Raw genomic sequence first — 16,916 nt, forward strand, 5'->3', positions numbered from 1 at the left:
TCCTTCGCTTGAGTCTTTACTTATCTTTACATTTTCTGATGATTTTTTTCAATAAACCCTAAAAGATATTCTATAAATGGTTTCGTTGCTCGCAGATAACAAGCGTGTCCGGCATTATTTAAAATTACTTTTTGAGCCTTGGGCATAGCCTTAACTAATTCTTCTGCTAAACTAACAGGAACGGTGCGATCATTACTGCCCCAAATGGCTAAAGTAGGTATTTCAATACCCGTTAATTTCGCTTTAAATCTCGTGATTCCAACGGGAGCAACTGCGACAAAACCTCCTAATTTTTCGGGATATTTAGTCACTAAAGGAAGGCTATAACGTCCACTCATAGAAGGAGAAACAACAATGGGATCTTTAAGGTTTAAACTATCAATTAAGCTCAAGAGAAAACTATTTTCAAAACCCGACAGACTTTGAGATTTACCATGACTCGGTAAATCAACAGCGATCGCATAATATCCCGCTTTATCTAAGGCTTCTAAGACTCCAATTTCTTGCCATGTTTCTGCCTGAAAACTCGCACCATGAAGTAATAATATCGGAAAATTCTGAGACTTTCCAACTTCTAAATAATGGATTTTGGCACCGTGAATCATAACTGTCTTGGAGAGCATAAGTCTTTTTTCCGGTGTTTTTCAGGGTCATTGTAGAGAAAATTAACTCAAAATTTACTAATATTCTCTACAATTTAATTTTAAACTTCTGCCAAATCAACCCAAATACTGCCTTCTTCTGCTTTAATTGGAAACACAGGTAAGGCTTTTTCTTGGGATATCATTCCTAGGGCTTTTCCCACTAATGGAGGCCAAGGTGTCCACTCTTTCACTGCCCCGGTTTTGAGGTCAAATGAACTACGGTGCATCGGGCAAACAATGGCACCATCATCAGTAATTTTTCCTTTTTTCATCGAAATTTTCATGTGAGGACAAGTATTACTCACTGCATATAATTGTCCTTGATGATTGAGTAATAATAAATTATAGTTGCCAACTTTTACGACTTGACGAGAATCAGTCGGAAGGGTATCAGCCGCGATTACTTTTGTCCAACTCATTGTTAATAATTTCCCATTGATAATGTAAGTTACTCTAACATTTTTTGCTCAACCTTTTAGCATTCTGTGATAAATTCCAAACAGCCCTGATCCCCATCTAATTGTACCTCAATCCCCACAGGCAAACAGGCATTAACCCCATCATGACCAAAGGGTAACTCAGACACCACCGGAATGCCCAGATCTCCCAGGCGATCGCGCAAGACATCTTCCACTGTCCAACGGGAACTTTCTGAGGGGCGATCGCAACGACTAAACCGCCCTAAAGCAATACCTTTCACCCCCCGAAATGCACCCATTAACCGCCACTGAGTTAATTGACGATCAATGCGATAGGGGACTTCTCCTACATCTTCTAGGGCTAATATGACCCCCTCTAATGAGGGTTGTAGGGGGGTTCCCAAGAGGTGTGTCCCTACGGTTAAATTAGCAGGAAGTAACCGTCCCTTGACTTGACCGCCTCCCCACCCTTGACCTTGCAAGGAGTCCAACGGATACCCTTGGAGATAATTAAATAATCTTTGCAGTGACCAGTCAGGTTCTTGAGCTAAAGTCGTTAAGACGGGGCCATGAAGGCTAGAAATCCCTACTTTGGCTAAATTCCAGAGTAATCCCGTAATATCAGAAAAGCCAACGAGCCACTTCGGAAATTCCGCAAAAATTGCCTCCCAATCTCCATTTTCCAATAACCTTGCACTACCATAACCCCCTCTGGTACAAATAATGGCCTTCACTTCAGGGTTTTTCCAGGCTTGTAGTAAAGCGTCTCGACGTTGTTGATCCGTTCCCCCTAAGTAACCATAATGGGCGTTCCATTGGTTGCCTAATTCTACCTGATAACCTTGCGATCGCCAAATTTCTAAGCCTTTTTCCAAGGCAGTAAATTCTTTGAGTGCGCCACTAGGTGCGATGACTTGTATTGTATCTCCAGGTTGAAGAAAAGGGGGTTTTTTCCAGGGGTTAATCAATCGTTTTCTCTAAAAATTATGATATTTTTCTGTTTATTAAACCACAAAATAACAATTAACTTTCAAGCTGTTTACTAGAACTTACCCAACCATAGTCTAACCAATCAAAAATGCGTTCTAATTGAGATAAAGTAATCAAGCCATAACGCCACAGCAGCATGGGAAAGGAACTGTAGGGAAGTTCAGGATGACGCTGTACTAAGGCAATTGATTCCGCAGGAATATCTAGTTCTTGCCTTAGGAAGTGGAGAAATCGTTGATGTTTATCGAAGCTGTTCATAGGACTATCCTCCTCTACCTCGAAGCTCTACTAGCCCGTTCGATTTAGACACCAGTGTAAGGTAGTCTGGATCAATCAACCTCCCCATAAAGGTTCACCCATTTGGGTGAAATTTCACGAAGACAGATCTCATTTTTTGAAAAACCCAGTTAAATCACAAAGAAAGAATAAAAAACGGCAACCAACCGGATTCTAGATTACCTTTGGAGAAAGTCAGCTATTTTTAAGGAAATTTTTAGAGCAATGAAATTAAACAAGAAATTGTATATTCAAAAAAAACTCAGAAGAGGCGATTGCAACCGGCCCCTTCTGAGTTGCTAAAATGCAGTTAAAATGGGTGTAAACTACCCAACTTCTAGACGATGGGGAGCTTGAACCGATGCTTCGTAAATAATCGTCTCATGATCATCTTCCAGCTTGATTTCAGGGTCTTGTCCTGGTGTGGTAATTAAACGTGCGCCCTTGCTTTCTGTGAAGTAACTCCAAGCCCACTGAATCATCACAATTAGCTTGTTGTCGAATTCCAGTAAGTAGAAGACATGGATAAATAACCAGACAAACCAAGCAAGGAAACCTGATAATTTGAGCCAACCCATATCAACAACGGCTTGGTGTTTCCCAATAACTGCCAAGTTACCCCAGTCTAAATACTTAAACGGGGCTAAAGGACGGTTTTGCAATCCATTACGAATAAAACGGGCCACATATTCCCCTTCTTGCATCGCTACAGGAGCAATACCAGGTAACAGGTTGCCTTCGCTATCAGCATAATGGGCTAAATCTCCAATCACAAAAATATTTTTGTACTTGGCTAGATTAAAATCAGGCTCCACCATAACTCGTCCCGCTTTATCGAGTTGAGCATCGGCACATTCCGCTAAAACATTAGCCATAGCAGAGGCTTTCATTCCTGCTGTCCAGAGAATGGTGCGGGCGCGAATTTGCTCTACCGTTTCACCCTGACGGTAACTAACCAATTGACCCTTAATATCGGTTACTCTGACCCCTGTTTTGACAGTTACGCCTAATTTTTCTAAGGATGCTTGGGCTTTGGCGGAGAGATGGGGCGGATAAGCGGGTAAAATACAGTTAGGACTTTGTAAGAGGATGATTTCTGCTTGGGAGGTATCAATATTGCGGAAATCTTCTTTTAAGGTGCCATGGGCTAATTCAGCTAAGGCTCCTGCTAATTCTACTCCAGCCGGGCCCCCACCGACTAACACAAAGGTTAACCAGTCTTTTCTTCTTTCGGGGTTGGGTTCTTTTTCTGCTGCTTCAAAAGCAATAAATATCCGCCGACGAATTTCTTGGGCGTTTTCAATGGTTTTCAAGCCAGGGGCCTTATCTTCCCAGTCATTGCCAAAGTATTGATGGGTGACACCTGTGGCTAAAATGAGGGAGTCATATTCAAGTTCTCGGTAACGCATTGTAACGGTTTGCCGTTCGGGATCAATACTGGTAACTTCTCCCATTAACACTTCAGTGTTTTTATTTTTACTTAAAAGAGAGCGTAATGGGGAAGAAATATCCGCAGGGGATAAACCTCCCGTTGCCACTTGATAAAGTAAAGGTTGGAAAACATGAAAGTTACGTTTATCAATTAAGGTGACTTTGACGGGGGCTTTAGCTAGTTTTTGGGCGGCATAAAGTCCTCCAAAACCACCACCGACAATGACGACATGATGAAGTTCAGTGTTATTATTCTGACTAACCATAAGTGTTTTCTCTTCCTTGGTTTGGCTTGGGGAAATTAAGGACAACTAATACTCAAACAAAATCAATACATCTTCTTTGTTATTCAGAAAAAGACGCACTAAGGATCGTGAATTTGCTTGAGGGAATTTTTGGGGATTTTAAGGGCTAGAATTCTACTTATTTAACAGCTTAATTTATCTGGAAAGATTTTAAAGTATAGATTAATACTGTTTAATTTGCAAAAATCTGATAAAAAAATAAGACCTACACTAAGGTCTTGCAGAGAATTAAGCTATTATTTAAGTTTGTTGATGTCGCAAACTGGGAGCAACAGCAGTAACCATTTTGCTTTCATCTAATTGATTATTGAGAATTTTATTCGGTTGTGCGGCAATAGTTTGAGGAGAAGCGATCGCCTCTTGATAATTAATGGGTAATACTTCAATTCTATGGAAGATACCTCTAGGGACAATTCATCAATTGTCCCTACAAAGAACTTGAATAAATAAACATTATTCAAATATTAAATTAATGATTTAATCTTAAATAATTATTAAAAAGCTATTAAATATACAGTTCTTGAAAACTTATTAAAAAGTCATAAAATATACAAAGGTTTTTTGAGAAATAACATATATTTGTAACCAAAGAGTTGAGAAATGTATTGACAGGTGAAGATCTGCCCAAAAGAATATTATGTTTAATTATCTTCCACCTTTGAACGACCACAATTTACCTTATCCCGACACCCTTCATCCGATTGTTGTACATTTCGTAATTGCAATGGTTTTGTTTGCATTTTTATGCGATGTTATTGGTTATTTTACTCAAAATCCCCGTTTATATGAAGTAAGTTGGTGGAATATGTTAATTGCCACTGCTTCTATCTTTGTTGCCATTATTTTTGGTCAATATGAAGCAGGGTTAGCCCAACCTTACGAAGTCGTACAACCCGTGTTAAATCTTCATACCCTGATTGGTTGGTCATTATCAGGACTTATTGCGAGTATTACCGGGTGGCGTTATGTCATTCGCTCAAGAAACCCTGAAAATCTGCCCATTCCTTATCTGGGACTGGGACTAATTTTAGTGGCCATTGTTGGGGTTCAAGTGTATCTCGGAGACGAGTTGGTATGGGTTTATGGACTGCATACCGTCCCTGTTGTTGAAGCAATTAAGGAGGGGATTTTACAATAATGAATCCTGAAGCGATTAACTTATTACAAGCCGAGCTTGGTGCCAATGGACTCCCCTATACTATCCCCATTCATCCTAACCTAGTTCATTTAACCTTGGGATTATTTATTATTGCCATTGTTTTTGATACTTTGGGAGCAATGTTTGGGTTCCAAAAACCCCTGTTCAAAATCTTTGCTATTCCAGCTATTCGGTCAAATTTCTTTGATGTGGGTTGGTATAACCTCCTTGCTGCCTCAATTATTACCGTGTTTACCGTCGCTGCTGGGTTTTATGAGATGATGCTGGCTAACCCCATCACTGATATTAAAAGTGCTTGGGGACTTGATGCCATGACTACCATGTTATGGCATGGAGTGGGGGGAGTCTTTCTCTTTGCTTTTATGGTTGGCATGACTATTTGGCGTGGGTTTCAACGATATATCTGGCGCAAAGAAAGAACCATCCAAGTGCAGTGGAGTTATTTAGGGGTGGGAATCTTTATGTTATTTCTCTTGTTCCTTCATGGCACTTTAGGGGCGCAAATTGCGGCTGAATTCGGAGTCCATAATACAGCAGATCAACTGTTAAAAATAGGACAAGAAGCCCAGTTGTTGCCACCTTCACAATCCTAACCTGGTATTAATGATGAAACCTCGCAATATTCTATTTTTGATTGCTTATGCGATCGCCTTAACAGGGATAAGTCTTTGGATAGGACAAGTATCCTATTCTTGGTTTCCCCCCCAAGCTTCGGCAGAGTCTGTCCTAATTGACAAATTATTTGCCTTCCTGGTGACCATAGGAGCCTTTATCTTTTTAGGGATCACAGGGGTGATGATTTATTCAGTCGTCTTTCAGAGGGCGGCCAAATATGATTTTAGTGATGGCCCCCATATTGAAGGCAATGTCACCCTAGAAATCGTCTGGACAGCCATTCCTATCCTGTTGGTGTTTTGGTTAGCTGGCTATAGTTACCAAATTTATCAACAAATGGCCATTCGTGGCCCCATGGAAGTAATGCACTTAGGGATGGGTCACGGAGACACCCCGACTGTCGTTGAAGAACAATCTATTGAAGAAATTGAGGTGATCTCCAAACAGTGGGCCTGGGTGTTTCGTTATCCTGGTAGCAACGTTACCAGTACAGAATTGCATCTTCCGGCTAACCGAAGAATTCGTCTAGCCCTACAATCAGAAGATGTGCTACACGGCTTTTATATTCCCGCCTTTCGCCTCAAACAAGACATTGTTCCCAACAAAACCACCGACTTTGAATTTACCCCGATTCGGGAAGGGACCTATCGTTTAAGAGACTCTCAATTTAGTGGGACTTATTTTGCAACGATGCAAGCCAACGTAGTAGTGGAGTCCCCTGAAGCTTATGAAAACTGGTTATCTGAGGCCAAAAAACGGCAACCTTTACCGGCCTATAACCAGGCAGCGTCTGAATATACCCAACAAACTAGCAAAACTGGCTGGCCTACCGTTGTTCCGGCGGCCCCTCCCGTAGTGAATTACCCAACGTAAGGCAAAAACCCATGACAGACAGTCAAGTAAAAAATACCAACATTATTACAGAAAGCTATCAAGATCTATCGGCCAGAGATTGGAGACGGTATTTTAGCTTTAGTACCGATCATAAAGTCATTGGCATTCAATACCTTGTCACTGCCTTTATCTTCTTTCTCGTCGGTGGCATCTTTGCGATGGTCATTCGGGGAGAATTAATCACTCCAGAAGCAGATTTAATCGATCGCACCTTCTATAACGGAATGTTCACCATGCACGGCACAATTATGCTGTTTTTGTGGACATTTCCTTCGTTAGTAGGATTAAGCAATTATTTAGTTCCCATTATGATCGGGGCCAAAGATATGGCCTTTCCTCGCCTCAATGCGGCCGCCTTTTGGATGGTTCCCGTAGTGGGAGTATTGATGATAGCGAGTTTCTTTGTCCCCAGTGGTTCGGCCCAAGCGGGTTGGTGGTCTTATCCTCCTGTTAGTTTACAAAATCCCACGGGACAGTTAATTACTGGGCAATTTCTCTGGATTTTAGCCGTTGCGATTTCTGGGGTATCCTCAATCATGGGGGCGGTGAATTTTGTCACCACTATTGTCAAAATGCGGGCCCCTGGGATGACCTTTTTTCGGATGCCGGCCTTTGTTTGGACGGTTTTAAGCGCGCAAATTATTCAATTATTTGGTCTTCCTGCCCTCACCGCCGGGGCAGTGATGTTACTGTTTGATTTAACCGTCGGAACCAGCTTTTTTGACCCGTCTAAGGGTGGAAATCCCATTCTCTTTCAACATCTATTCTGGTTTTATTCTCACCCGGCAGTTTATGTGATTATTCTGCCCATCTTTGGCATTTTCTCAGAAATCTTCCCCGTCTATTCCCGTAAACCCCTCTTTGGTTACAAAGTGGTAGCTATTTCCTCTTTAATCATTGCGGGAGTGAGTGGGTTAGTTTGGGTGCATCATATGTATGCCAGTGGGACTCCTGGTTGGATGAGAATGATATTTATGTTATCCACCATGTGTGTCTCTGTTCCCACGGGCATTAAAGTATTTGCTTGGGTGGCAACAATATGGGGCGGTAAATTACGACTCAATACCCCCATGTTATTCGCCTTGGGTGCGTTGATCATGTTTATTTTCGCAGGTGTCACCGGAATTATGTTATCGGCGGTTCCTGTGGATATTCATGTCAATAACACCTATTTTGTCGTGGGGCATTTCCATTATGTTTTGTATGGAACCGTGACAATGGGAATGTATGCTGCCATTTATCATTGGTTCCCCAAGATGACAGGGCGTATGTATTACGAAAGTTGGGGTCAAGTTCATTTTTGGTTAGCCTTTATTGGCACTAATTTGAACTTTTTACCCATGCACCCTTTAGGGTTACAAGGAATGTTACGTCGGGTAGCTTCTTATGACCCTGAATACACCTTTTGGAACGTAGTGGCGAGTTTAGGGGCATTTTTGTTAGGAATGTCTACATTGCCCTTTATTGTTAATATGGTGAGTTCTTGGATACAGGGACCGATCGCACCCAGTAACCCTTGGCGAGCCATTGGGTTAGAGTGGTTAGTGTCATCTCCTCCCCCCATTGAGAATTTTGAAGATCTTCCTGTGGTTATTTCTGAACCCTATGGCTATGGTAAGTCAGACCCTTTGGTAAGTAACCTCGAAGGAATTATCGGCCATAGTGAGTAAGGATGTAGAGACGTTTCCTGAAACGTCTCTACTCCTAAAAAAAATCCAAGTAATTTAATCATTAATAGTTCGGAGAAGATAGCAATGGATAGTTCAATTTCGTCAGAACAGCTACAGGAAGGGATCGGAGAACATGGACATGGCCACGAACATGATGCAGAAGGGAATAGTTTATTTGCCTTTATTGTTTTTCTCCTTTCAGAAAGTATCATTTTCCTGAGTTTTTTCACAGGATATATTGTTTATAAAACCACAACTATTGATTGGCTACCTGCTGGAGTAACGGGACTCGAAATTAAAGAACCTGCTATTAATACGGTGGTTTTAGTTTCTAGTAGTTTTGTGATTTATATTGCAGAACAGTTCCTTGAACGTCGTCAACTCTGGGGTTTTCGTATATTCCTCTTAGCGACGATTGCCATGGGAAGTTATTTTTTGGTGGGACAAGCCATAGAATGGCATGGCCTTGAATTTGGCTTTACTTCAGGTGTATTCGGTGGAATGTTTTACCTCTTAACAGGGTTTCATGGGTTACACGTTTTCACAGGTATTCTCTTACAAACTATTATGTTAGGTCGTTCTTTCTATCCAGGAAATTATGATAATGGTCATTTTGGGATAATGGCAACCTCTCTTTTTTGGCATTTTGTTGATGTCATTTGGATTATTTTATTTGTCCTTCTTTATCTTTGGCAGTAAACGGTTTGTAGTGAGGGCTTTAGCCCTCTAAGCTGTCATGCATTTAATTGACCTGTTGTGACTGCATGGGAGCAGGGAGCAGGGAGCAGGGAGAGGGGGTTTTAACATCTGTACCAAATCTCAAAATAAGAGGTTTAAATGCACAACAGCTTATAAAAAACAGCCCTAAAGGGCTTACTACAAACCAACACATTGAACATAAATCAACTAAAAAAAAGTAGAGACAATTATGATTATTGATGATCAACATTATGACGTAATTATTGTTGGTACAGGAGCCGGAGGTGGCACTTTAGCCAATAAATTGGCCCCCACAGGTAAAAAAATTCTCATCCTAGAAAGAGGGGATTTTATGCCATTAGAGGAGCAAAATAGAGCGAACGTTGATGTCTTTAAAAAAGAACGTTATCGCGCTTCTGAACGCTGGTATGATAAGGATGGTGAAACCTTTTCTCCTCAGACGAATTATGCCGTAGGAGGTAATACCAAAATCTACGGCGCAGCTTTGGTGAGAATGCGAGAAAAAGATTTTGATGCAGTAGAACATCAAGAGGGTATTTCCCCCGCTTGGGGTCTAAAATACAAGGACTTTGAACCCTATTATACTGAAGCAGAAAGCTTATATATGGTTCATGGTCAAACAGGAGATGATCCCACTGAACCCCCTCGTAGTGCTGATTATCCCTTACCTGCCATCGAAAATGAACCCCACATCCAAAAAATTGTTGAGGCAATCACGAAACAAGGGTTACATCCCACCACTCTACCTCTCAGTTTAACCCGTTCTGAAGATGACCCCACGGGAGACTCGGAAGTATTCGGCATTGTCCCCGCTTTAAAACACCCTAATGTTACTCTAAAAACTTTAGCAAAAGCGGTCTGTTTATTGACTAATTCCTCTGGAAAAGCAGTAAGAGCAGTAGAAGTAGAAATAAATGGTCAATCTTATCTCTTTTTCGGGGATATTATCGTTTTAGCCTGTGGTGCCATTAATTCAGCGGCCTTATTATTAAAATCAGCTAATCATAAACATCCCAAGGGGTTGGCTAATAGCTCCGATCAGGTGGGACGTAATTTCATGAAACACCATCAAACGGCCATGGTGGAACTCAGTGTTACCCCTAACTCTGGTCAGTTTTTGCGTAGTGTTAGCGTCAATGACTTTTATTGGGGTGACGAAAATTTCCCTTATCCGATGGGTCATATTGAGAATACGGGAGGACTACTGCAAGACATTATTTTTGCCGAGTCTCCCCCCATTTTATCGGTATTAGCGAAAGGAATGCCTGGGTTTGGCCTCCAACAGTTAGCTCAACGTTCTATTGGTTGGTGGATGTATACAGAAACTTTACCTGATCCTAATAATCGGGTTAGAGTTCAAGGGGATAAACTCTATCTTGACTATACACCCAATAATATTGAGGCCCACGATCGCCTGATTTATCGTTGGATAGATGTCCTCAAAGCGGGGGAAAAAAAGCTAGGAAGTTCTGTTTTTGAGAAACTAGCGATTTATCCCCGTGGTGAAGTTCCCCTACAAACTGTTGCTAACCAATGCGGAACTTGTCGCTTTGGGGAAGATCCTAATACTTCTGTTCTTGATCTTAACTGTCGCACCCATGATCTCGAAAACCTCTATGTAGTGGATAGTAGTTTCTTCCCCTCAAGTGCAGGGGTTCCCCCCGCTTTAACTGTTATTGCTAATGCCTTGCGAGTTGGGGATCATCTCAAATAGGGTTTAATGGTATTAAACCCCTACCAATGGTATCCCTGCTTATTCTGACTTCTGTCGGGGCGAACCGTTCGCCCCGACTTAGGGCTTGCTGAATAAGGACAAAAACTTTATGGTACACTAAGCATATTCTGTTATTGTCTGCATTTTTAAAGGGTTTGATAATGGAAGTGGTAGCTTTTATTAATGATTCCTTCTTCAACTTTTTATTACTGGGATTAATATTTTTTGGGATTTGTTGGACATTTGCTGTTGCCAAAAGTCACCCCTCTTCTACTCCAGTTTTGAACGGTCAACATAAACCTTTTGCCTGTTTATTGGAAGATATCCCAAAACATTACTTAAAAGGACAATTTTATCCTTTAGCAACTCCTTTACTTACCCCTTTAACCTGTTTATTAGAAGATGCCCCCTCCACTGCTTTAAAAGGACAATTTTATCCTTTAGCAACCCCCTTAATGACTCCTTTAACTTGTTTATTAGAAGATGTCCCCTCCACTGCTTTAAAAGGGCAATTTTACCCCTTCGCAACCCCTTTAGCTTGTGTATGGGAATTAGGATGGTTCTCATTTTATCGTCAACAAATGGGAAAACCTGGGATTAATTATTGGCAGTGGCAAAATGACCCTTTAATTCATCAATTTTCCCCTGAATTATCCGATTTATTAAGTTTAAAAGAGCCTCATTCTTTAGTGAAAGGAGTTTTAGAATCTTTAGGGGAAGAATATCATTCATTTTGGACTTGGGATAATCTTTGTGCCTTTAAACAATGGCATCAAGAAACGAGCAAAAGTTTAGGGTTAACTCGTTTACAAGCTATTTATTCTTTCTGTTATAAAATGTCTTGGAATACTTTAGAATTCTTACTTGTAGATAATAAAATAACCCTTGATCCTATCTTACTAGATGAAGCATCTCCTTGGTGGAAAGTTTTAGGAATTACTACATTTTCTCCCCCAACAAAAGCAGAAAAAGCCTATAAAAATTTACTGCGTTTATGGCATCCTGACCGCACTTTACACCCCCTTGCTCATCAAATTACAGCGCGGATTAATACCGCTTATGAAGAATATCAATTACGACAGGAAAAGAAAGCACAACGGATGAATTCACTTCAAAATTTTTTCAAAAAATAAAGTTAATAATTAATCATTGATAATTGATAGTTAATAATTGAGAAGACCCTTAACGTAACATTAACCTATTACCAAGAAAATTCAATGATACAATTCACAACAAACAAACAAGGTAAAAACTGTGATTAAAGCCTATGCAGTCCATGAAGCTCGTGGACAATTAAAATCTTTTGAGTATGATCCTGGCCTCTTAGGAGAAGAAGAAATCGAAATTAATGTCGAATACTGTGGGATTTGTCATAGTGACCTCAGTATGCTCAATAATGAATGGGGAATGAGCCAATATCCCCTAGTTCCTGGTCATGAAGTTGTCGGAACCATTGGGGCAGTTGGCAATAGAGTCAAAACCGTTTCTGTTGGTCAAAAAGTAGGGTTAGGCTGGTTTTCCCGTTCCTGTCTTACTTGTGAATGGTGTGTCGGGGGGGATCAAAACCTTTGCCAAACCGCCGAAAGTACGATTGTTGGTCGTCATGGCGGGTTTGCTGACAAAGTACGGGCCCATTACAGTTGGGTGTTTCCCTTACCACCAGAAATCAATCTAGAAACCGCAGGGCCTTTATTTTGTGGCGGAATTACGGTTTTTAATCCGATTATGGAATGTGGCATTAAATCAACTGATCGCGTGGGAGTGATTGGTATTGGGGGGTTAGGTCACATGGCCCTTCAATTTCTCCATGCTTGGGGTTGTGATGTAACCGCTTTTTCCAGTAGTGCAGACAAAGAAGCAGAAGCCAAACAATTAGGGGCCAATCATTTTGTCAATTCCCGTAACGACAACGCCTTAAAAGAGGTGGAAAATTCCTTTGATTTCATTCTTTCAACCGTAAACGCCGATCTCGACTGGAATGGCTATATTAACGCCCTACGGCCGAAAGGAAGACTGCATTTTGTGGGTGTTACTCCCAACCCCTTATCTGTGCAAATTTTCCCCTTAATTTTAGGACAAAAAACCGTCTCAGCTAGTCCTTTAGGCAGTCCCACCACCATTGCCCAAATGTTAGACTTTGCCACACGCCATAAAATTGAACCCCTGATCGAAGTCTTCCCCTTAGACCAAGTAAATGAGGCGATCGCTAAATTAGAAAATGGTCAACCTCGATATCGGTTAGTGCTGAAAGTCTAGAGAACTCAAATTAATCCCCAAAACACAACCATGTGAACGGAAAACCCTACCATGTATGACTGTATTGTTATCGGAGCCGGATTATCAGGACTTATCGCCGCCCGCAACCTATACCGAGCAGGTCACACCGTTCTTGTGATTGAAGCACAAGAGCGTTTAGGTGGTCGGATGTATGGCCAATATTTACCATCAGGCCAATGGATTGATAAAGGGGGTCAATGGGTCGGGCCGACTCAAGATCGTTTCCTCGCTCTCCTTGATGAATATGGCGTTCGTCGCTTCTCTTCTCCGGGTGATGGACAAAAAGTGCTGATCTTTGAGGGAAAGCGTTATGAGTTTGATGGTTTCTTCCAAGGCTTTCCTGAAGGTGAAACCCCAGGGGTCAGGGAGGAAGAATGGGCCGACGCGATGCAAGCTTGGGCACGTTTCGAGGCCCTGACCAAAGTATTTCCTCCAGGACATCCCACCCTAAATGATCACAATCGAAAACTAGATAGTCAAACCTTTACTCAGTGGATTGAAGAAAATACTCATACACCTTTTGGAAACTGGTATTTTTCCTATATGGCCCGTGCTGTGGGCTATCTTGGCCCCTCAGAACCAAACCAAGTATCCCTGTTGCACGTTCTATGGGGACAGCATTGCGCCCCACAGTCAGAACATCCAGAAGCAGAACTCCTGCATGGTGGCGCGGGACAAATTCCTGAAAAAATTGCGGCCGAATTGGGTGAAGGAATTCGTCTCGGTGAACCCGTTGTAGGCATTGCTCAAAGTCCAACAGGGATTACAGTACAAACCACAAAAGGACAATTCTCAGGGCAATTTGCAATTGTTGCCATGCCACCCCATCTGGCCGGTCGGATTATCTATGACCCTCCCATGCCATCTCTGCGGGAACAACTTACCCAAAGGGTTCCGATGGGTTGCTGTGCCAAACTTCTCATCTCTTATGACCGTCCATTTTGGAGAGAGAAGGGGCTTGCAGGTATTGGTTTAGGAAATTGTCAGTGGATTGAACTGTGCGCGGATAGTTCTGATCCAGAAACAGGGGTAGGGGTACTGGCCACTTTTGTGGTGGGCGATCGCTATAAAGATTGGCACGTCATGAGTGAAGAGAATCGTCGATCTGCCGTTCTTTCAGACCTAGCCATGTATTTTGGGAATGAAGCCTTATCCCCTGCTACCTACGACGAAGTTGACTGGCCGGGGGAACCTTGGGTTGGCGGTGGTTATGCTGCCTTTATGCCCCCAGGAGTATGGACAAGCTATGGGGAAGCCCTCACTGCTCCGGTTGGTCGTATTTACTGGGCAGGGACAGAAATTGCCGATCGCTGGCCTGGTTTTTTTGATGGTGCAGTACGCACTGGGGAATCAGCAGCAGAGGCAATCATTAATTGTTTTTAATTGTCAACCAAAAACGCCCCATCCTCAAAGGACAGGGCGTGTTACTCAGTTTAGGTTAACCGAGAATTAATAGTCAAAGTCTCCACCGCCACCTGCGGGGGCTTTGTCTTTCTCCGGTTTATCAACCACAATACATTCAGTGGTTAAAATCATGCCAGCAATAGAAGCGGCATTCTGTAACCCAGAACGGGTTACTTTAGCGGGGTCAACGATACCAGCCGCCAACATATCAGCAAATTCGCCCGTCGCCGCATCATAACCGACGTTGAATTCTTTTTCTTTCACCCGTTCAGCAATAACTGCACCGTTTTGACCGGCATTTTCAGCAATACGCTTTAAGGGGGCAGTTAAAGCACGGGAAACAATTAACGCACCGGTTAACTCTTCATTGGCCAGGTTGCCCTTAGCCCACTCTTCTAGAACAGGAGTGAGGTGAGCGAGGGTTGTACCACCACCAGGGACGATCCCTTCTTCAACCGCCGCTTTTGTGGCGTTGATGGCATCTTCTAAACGAAGTTTGCGATCCTTCATTTCGGTTTCAGTGGCAGCACCAACTTTGATCACTGCAACCCCACCGGATAACTTAGCTAAACGCTCTTGTAGCTTCTCTTTATCATAAGAAGACTCTGTATCTTCCATTTGACGACGGATCAACTCACAACGGGATTTAACTCCCGCTTCGTTACCTTCGGCGACAATAGTGGTATTGTCTTTGGTCAGAATAATCCGACGGGCAGACCCTAACATCTCAAGTTTGGTATTTTCTAACTTGAGGCCCGCATCTTCGCTGATGACGGTACCACCGGTCAAAACAGCAATATCTTCGAGCATTTGCTTACGGCGATCGCCAAATCCAGGGGCTTTTACCGCCGCGACGTTTAAGACACCCCGTAAACGGTTAACAACTAAGGTGGCTAAAGCTTCTTTTTCAATATCTTCAGCAATAATGACTAAAGATTTGCCTTGACGAGCAACCTGTTCTAATACAGGCACTAAGTCTTGAACCAGGTTGATTTTTTTGTCGGTGAGCAAAATGCAAGGATCTTCAAACACTGCTTCCATGCGTTCAGGATCAGTGACAAAGTAGGGGGAAATATAGCCTTTATCAAAGCGCATTCCTTCGGTGATTTCCAGTTCGGTAAACATGGACTTACCTTCTTCGAGGGAGATGACTCCTTCTTTGCCCACTTTATCCATGGCATCAGCGATCATTTTGCCCACTTCTTCGTCATTTCCCGCAGAGATCGAACCCACTTGGGCGATCGCTTTGGAATCTTCAACGGGTTTGGCGTGTTCAGCTATTTTTTCCACCAAAAATTCCGTGGCTTTATCAATACCTCGTTTGAGGGTAATGGGGTTAGCACCTGCTGCGACGTTGCGTAACCCTTCTTTAACGATCGCGTGAGCTAAGACGGTAGCTGTGGTGGTTCCATCTCCGGCCACATCGTTGGTTTTAGAAGCGGCTTGACGGATTAAGGAAACTCCGGTATTTTCGATATGGTCTTCTAATTCAATTTCTTTGGCAATGGTGATCCCGTCATTAATGATTTGGGGCGCACCAAATTTCTTTTCTAGAACAACGTTACGACCTTTGGGTCCGAGGGTAACGGCCACTGCTTCTGCGAGGATGTCCATTCCTCTTTCTAATGCACGACGTGCATCTTCGTTGTAGACAATCAATTTAGCCATAGTTTATGCCTCTTGTAAGTAGATCCTGAAAAATGAGTTGTTAGGAATCAATAAATGAAGTGAGTTGCCTTCATTTGCCTAGGCAACGGCTGCTAAAATATCTTTTTCTGACAGTAATACATAGTCTTCTCCCGATAATTTGACATCGGTGCCAGCATATTTGGAGTAAAGCACTTTATCCCCGATTTTGACATCTAAAGCAGATCTGGTTCCGTCATCGTTGCGTTTACCAGGGCCGACGGCGACAACTTCGCCAATTTGGGGCTTTTCTTGAGCGTTATCGGGTAGTAAGATACCGCCTGCTGTTTTTTCTTCGGCGGGGCTTACTTTTACAAAAATGCGATCGCCAAGGGGTTTAACTGTAGATACATTAATGCTGATTGCTGCCATGAACGAATCCTCCTAAGATTTGGTGATGAAGTTGAGGGCTGTCTCAAAAAAATTAGCACTCTCACCTTCCGAGTGCTAATTTAACGAAATAAGGCCTCCCCTGGCAACTGGTATAAGGGTACGGGTTCCCGAACTTAGGGCAGATTTTTCTATTAAAGTCAGCTTAAATCAAGGTTTTCCCTAAATGGTGGTCAATTCTAACTGTTCTATATTTGTTGCCCAAAGTTGCCAAAATTCCGCTAACCAACGGGTATTTGCAATCATTGGGAAGCCATCACTAAATTTCTTGTTGTTAAAGAAAGAATCAAGAGTTAAGTAATAAGCAATTAATTTTTAACTT

Annotated in this window: 16 protein-coding genes; 9 read left to right on the top strand and 7 right to left on the bottom strand. The window is 42.4% G+C overall.

The features are described 5' to 3' along the window. Nucleotides 1–26: 26 nt before the first annotated feature. From VB715_RS08550 to VB715_RS08570, 5 genes are all read right to left on the bottom strand, one after another. Complete coding sequence (locus VB715_RS08550; protein WP_323300776.1) at nt 27–623, bottom strand: alpha/beta hydrolase; 597 nt, start codon at nt 621–623, stop codon at nt 27–29. Nucleotides 624–703: 80 nt separating this feature from the next. Then, nucleotides 704–1,063: a Rieske (2Fe-2S) protein gene (locus VB715_RS08555; protein WP_323300777.1), complete on the bottom strand. Its 360-nt coding sequence runs from the start codon at nt 1,061–1,063 to the stop codon at nt 704–706. A 56-nt stretch (nt 1,064–1,119) separates the two neighbouring features. Beyond that, nucleotides 1,120–2,028, bottom strand: coding sequence for an LD-carboxypeptidase (locus VB715_RS08560; RefSeq protein WP_323300902.1), 909 nt, complete (start codon nt 2,026–2,028; stop codon nt 1,120–1,122). A 58-nt stretch (nt 2,029–2,086) separates the two neighbouring features. Continuing rightward, entirely contained in the window at nt 2,087–2,311 is a 225-nt protein-coding gene (locus tag VB715_RS08565; RefSeq protein WP_323300778.1) for a DUF2949 domain-containing protein, read from the bottom strand. 344 nt (nt 2,312–2,655) lie between these two features. Continuing rightward, complete coding sequence (locus VB715_RS08570) at nt 2,656–4,026, bottom strand: NAD(P)/FAD-dependent oxidoreductase (RefSeq protein WP_323300779.1); 1,371 nt, start codon at nt 4,024–4,026, stop codon at nt 2,656–2,658. A gap of 676 nt (nt 4,027–4,702) precedes the next feature. Here VB715_RS08570 and VB715_RS08575 point away from each other — a divergent pair. From VB715_RS08575 to VB715_RS08615, 9 genes are all read left to right on the top strand, one after another. Further along, nucleotides 4,703–5,203 (top strand): DUF2231 domain-containing protein, encoded by a 501-nt coding sequence (locus VB715_RS08575; RefSeq protein ID WP_323300780.1) that lies wholly within the window; start codon nt 4,703–4,705, stop codon nt 5,201–5,203. Continuing rightward, entirely contained in the window at nt 5,203–5,817 is a 615-nt protein-coding gene (locus VB715_RS08580) for a DUF2231 domain-containing protein (RefSeq protein WP_323300781.1), read from the top strand. Before VB715_RS08575 ends, VB715_RS08580 begins: the two co-directional genes overlap by 1 nt. A 13-nt stretch (nt 5,818–5,830) precedes the next feature. Beyond that, nucleotides 5,831–6,712: a cytochrome c oxidase subunit II gene (locus VB715_RS08585; RefSeq protein ID WP_323300903.1), complete on the top strand. Its 882-nt coding sequence runs from the start codon at nt 5,831–5,833 to the stop codon at nt 6,710–6,712. 11 nt (nt 6,713–6,723) lie between these two features. After that, on the top strand, nt 6,724–8,403 hold the full coding sequence (gene ctaD, locus VB715_RS08590) for a cytochrome c oxidase subunit I (RefSeq protein WP_323300782.1): 1,680 nt from the start codon (nt 6,724–6,726) through the stop codon (nt 8,401–8,403). 84 nt (nt 8,404–8,487) lie between these two features. Beyond that, entirely contained in the window at nt 8,488–9,102 is a 615-nt protein-coding gene (locus VB715_RS08595) for a heme-copper oxidase subunit III (protein WP_323300783.1), read from the top strand. Nucleotides 9,103–9,331: 229 nt separating this feature from the next. Beyond that, a complete protein-coding gene (locus tag VB715_RS08600) occupies nt 9,332–10,837 on the top strand; it encodes a GMC family oxidoreductase (protein WP_323300784.1) in 1,506 nt (501 codons plus the stop codon). Nucleotides 10,838–10,998: 161 nt separating this feature from the next. After that, nucleotides 10,999–11,970: a J domain-containing protein gene (locus tag VB715_RS08605; RefSeq protein WP_323300785.1), complete on the top strand. Its 972-nt coding sequence runs from the start codon at nt 10,999–11,001 to the stop codon at nt 11,968–11,970. A 121-nt stretch (nt 11,971–12,091) separates the two neighbouring features. Beyond that, nucleotides 12,092–13,093: an NADPH-dependent aldehyde reductase Ahr gene (ahr, locus tag VB715_RS08610; protein WP_323300786.1), complete on the top strand. Its 1,002-nt coding sequence runs from the start codon at nt 12,092–12,094 to the stop codon at nt 13,091–13,093. A gap of 51 nt (nt 13,094–13,144) precedes the next feature. Beyond that, nucleotides 13,145–14,497 carry a flavin monoamine oxidase family protein gene (locus VB715_RS08615; protein WP_323300787.1) on the top strand — a complete coding sequence of 451 codons (1,353 nt, stop codon included), beginning with the start codon at nt 13,145–13,147 and terminating at the stop codon, nt 14,495–14,497. Between the two features lie 66 nt (nt 14,498–14,563). Here the strand turns inward: VB715_RS08615 and groL are convergent, their stop codons facing one another. Next, entirely contained in the window at nt 14,564–16,186 is a 1,623-nt protein-coding gene (gene groL / locus VB715_RS08620) for a chaperonin GroEL (RefSeq protein ID WP_323300788.1), read from the bottom strand. Nucleotides 16,187–16,264: 78 nt separating this feature from the next. Then, the gene (gene groES, locus VB715_RS08625) at nt 16,265–16,576 is read right to left on the bottom strand and encodes a co-chaperone GroES (protein WP_323292691.1); all 312 of its coding nucleotides are present in this window, start codon (nt 16,574–16,576) and stop codon (nt 16,265–16,267) included. Between the last annotated feature and the right edge of the window lie 340 nt (nt 16,577–16,916).

Origin of the sequence: Crocosphaera sp. UHCC 0190, from assembly GCF_034932065.1 — a bacterium.
In the GTDB taxonomy this organism is placed as follows: Bacteria; Cyanobacteriota; Cyanobacteriia; order Cyanobacteriales; family Microcystaceae; genus UHCC-0190.

Excerpts from the sequence above, each read along its gene's own strand:
- VB715_RS08550 (WP_323300776.1), bottom strand. The coding sequence starts at position 623 with ATGCTCTCCAAGACAGTTATGATTCACGGTGCCAAAATCCATTATTTA.
- VB715_RS08555 (WP_323300777.1), bottom strand. The coding sequence starts at position 1,063 with ATGAGTTGGACAAAAGTAATCGCGGCTGATACCCTTCCGACTGATTCT.
- VB715_RS08565 (WP_323300778.1), bottom strand. The coding sequence starts at position 2,311 with ATGAACAGCTTCGATAAACATCAACGATTTCTCCACTTCCTAAGGCAA.
- VB715_RS08570 (WP_323300779.1), bottom strand. The coding sequence starts at position 4,026 with ATGGTTAGTCAGAATAATAACACTGAACTTCATCATGTCGTCATTGTC.
- VB715_RS08575 (WP_323300780.1), top strand. The coding sequence starts at position 4,703 with ATGTTTAATTATCTTCCACCTTTGAACGACCACAATTTACCTTATCCC.
- VB715_RS08580 (WP_323300781.1), top strand. The coding sequence starts at position 5,203 with ATGAATCCTGAAGCGATTAACTTATTACAAGCCGAGCTTGGTGCCAAT.
- VB715_RS08585 (WP_323300903.1), top strand. The coding sequence starts at position 5,831 with ATGAAACCTCGCAATATTCTATTTTTGATTGCTTATGCGATCGCCTTA.
- ctaD (WP_323300782.1), top strand. The coding sequence starts at position 6,724 with ATGACAGACAGTCAAGTAAAAAATACCAACATTATTACAGAAAGCTAT.
- VB715_RS08595 (WP_323300783.1), top strand. The coding sequence starts at position 8,488 with ATGGATAGTTCAATTTCGTCAGAACAGCTACAGGAAGGGATCGGAGAA.
- VB715_RS08600 (WP_323300784.1), top strand. The coding sequence starts at position 9,332 with ATGATTATTGATGATCAACATTATGACGTAATTATTGTTGGTACAGGA.
- VB715_RS08605 (WP_323300785.1), top strand. The coding sequence starts at position 10,999 with ATGGAAGTGGTAGCTTTTATTAATGATTCCTTCTTCAACTTTTTATTA.
- VB715_RS08615 (WP_323300787.1), top strand. The coding sequence starts at position 13,145 with ATGTATGACTGTATTGTTATCGGAGCCGGATTATCAGGACTTATCGCC.
- groL (WP_323300788.1), bottom strand. The coding sequence starts at position 16,186 with ATGGCTAAATTGATTGTCTACAACGAAGATGCACGTCGTGCATTAGAA.
- groES (WP_323292691.1), bottom strand. The coding sequence starts at position 16,576 with ATGGCAGCAATCAGCATTAATGTATCTACAGTTAAACCCCTTGGCGAT.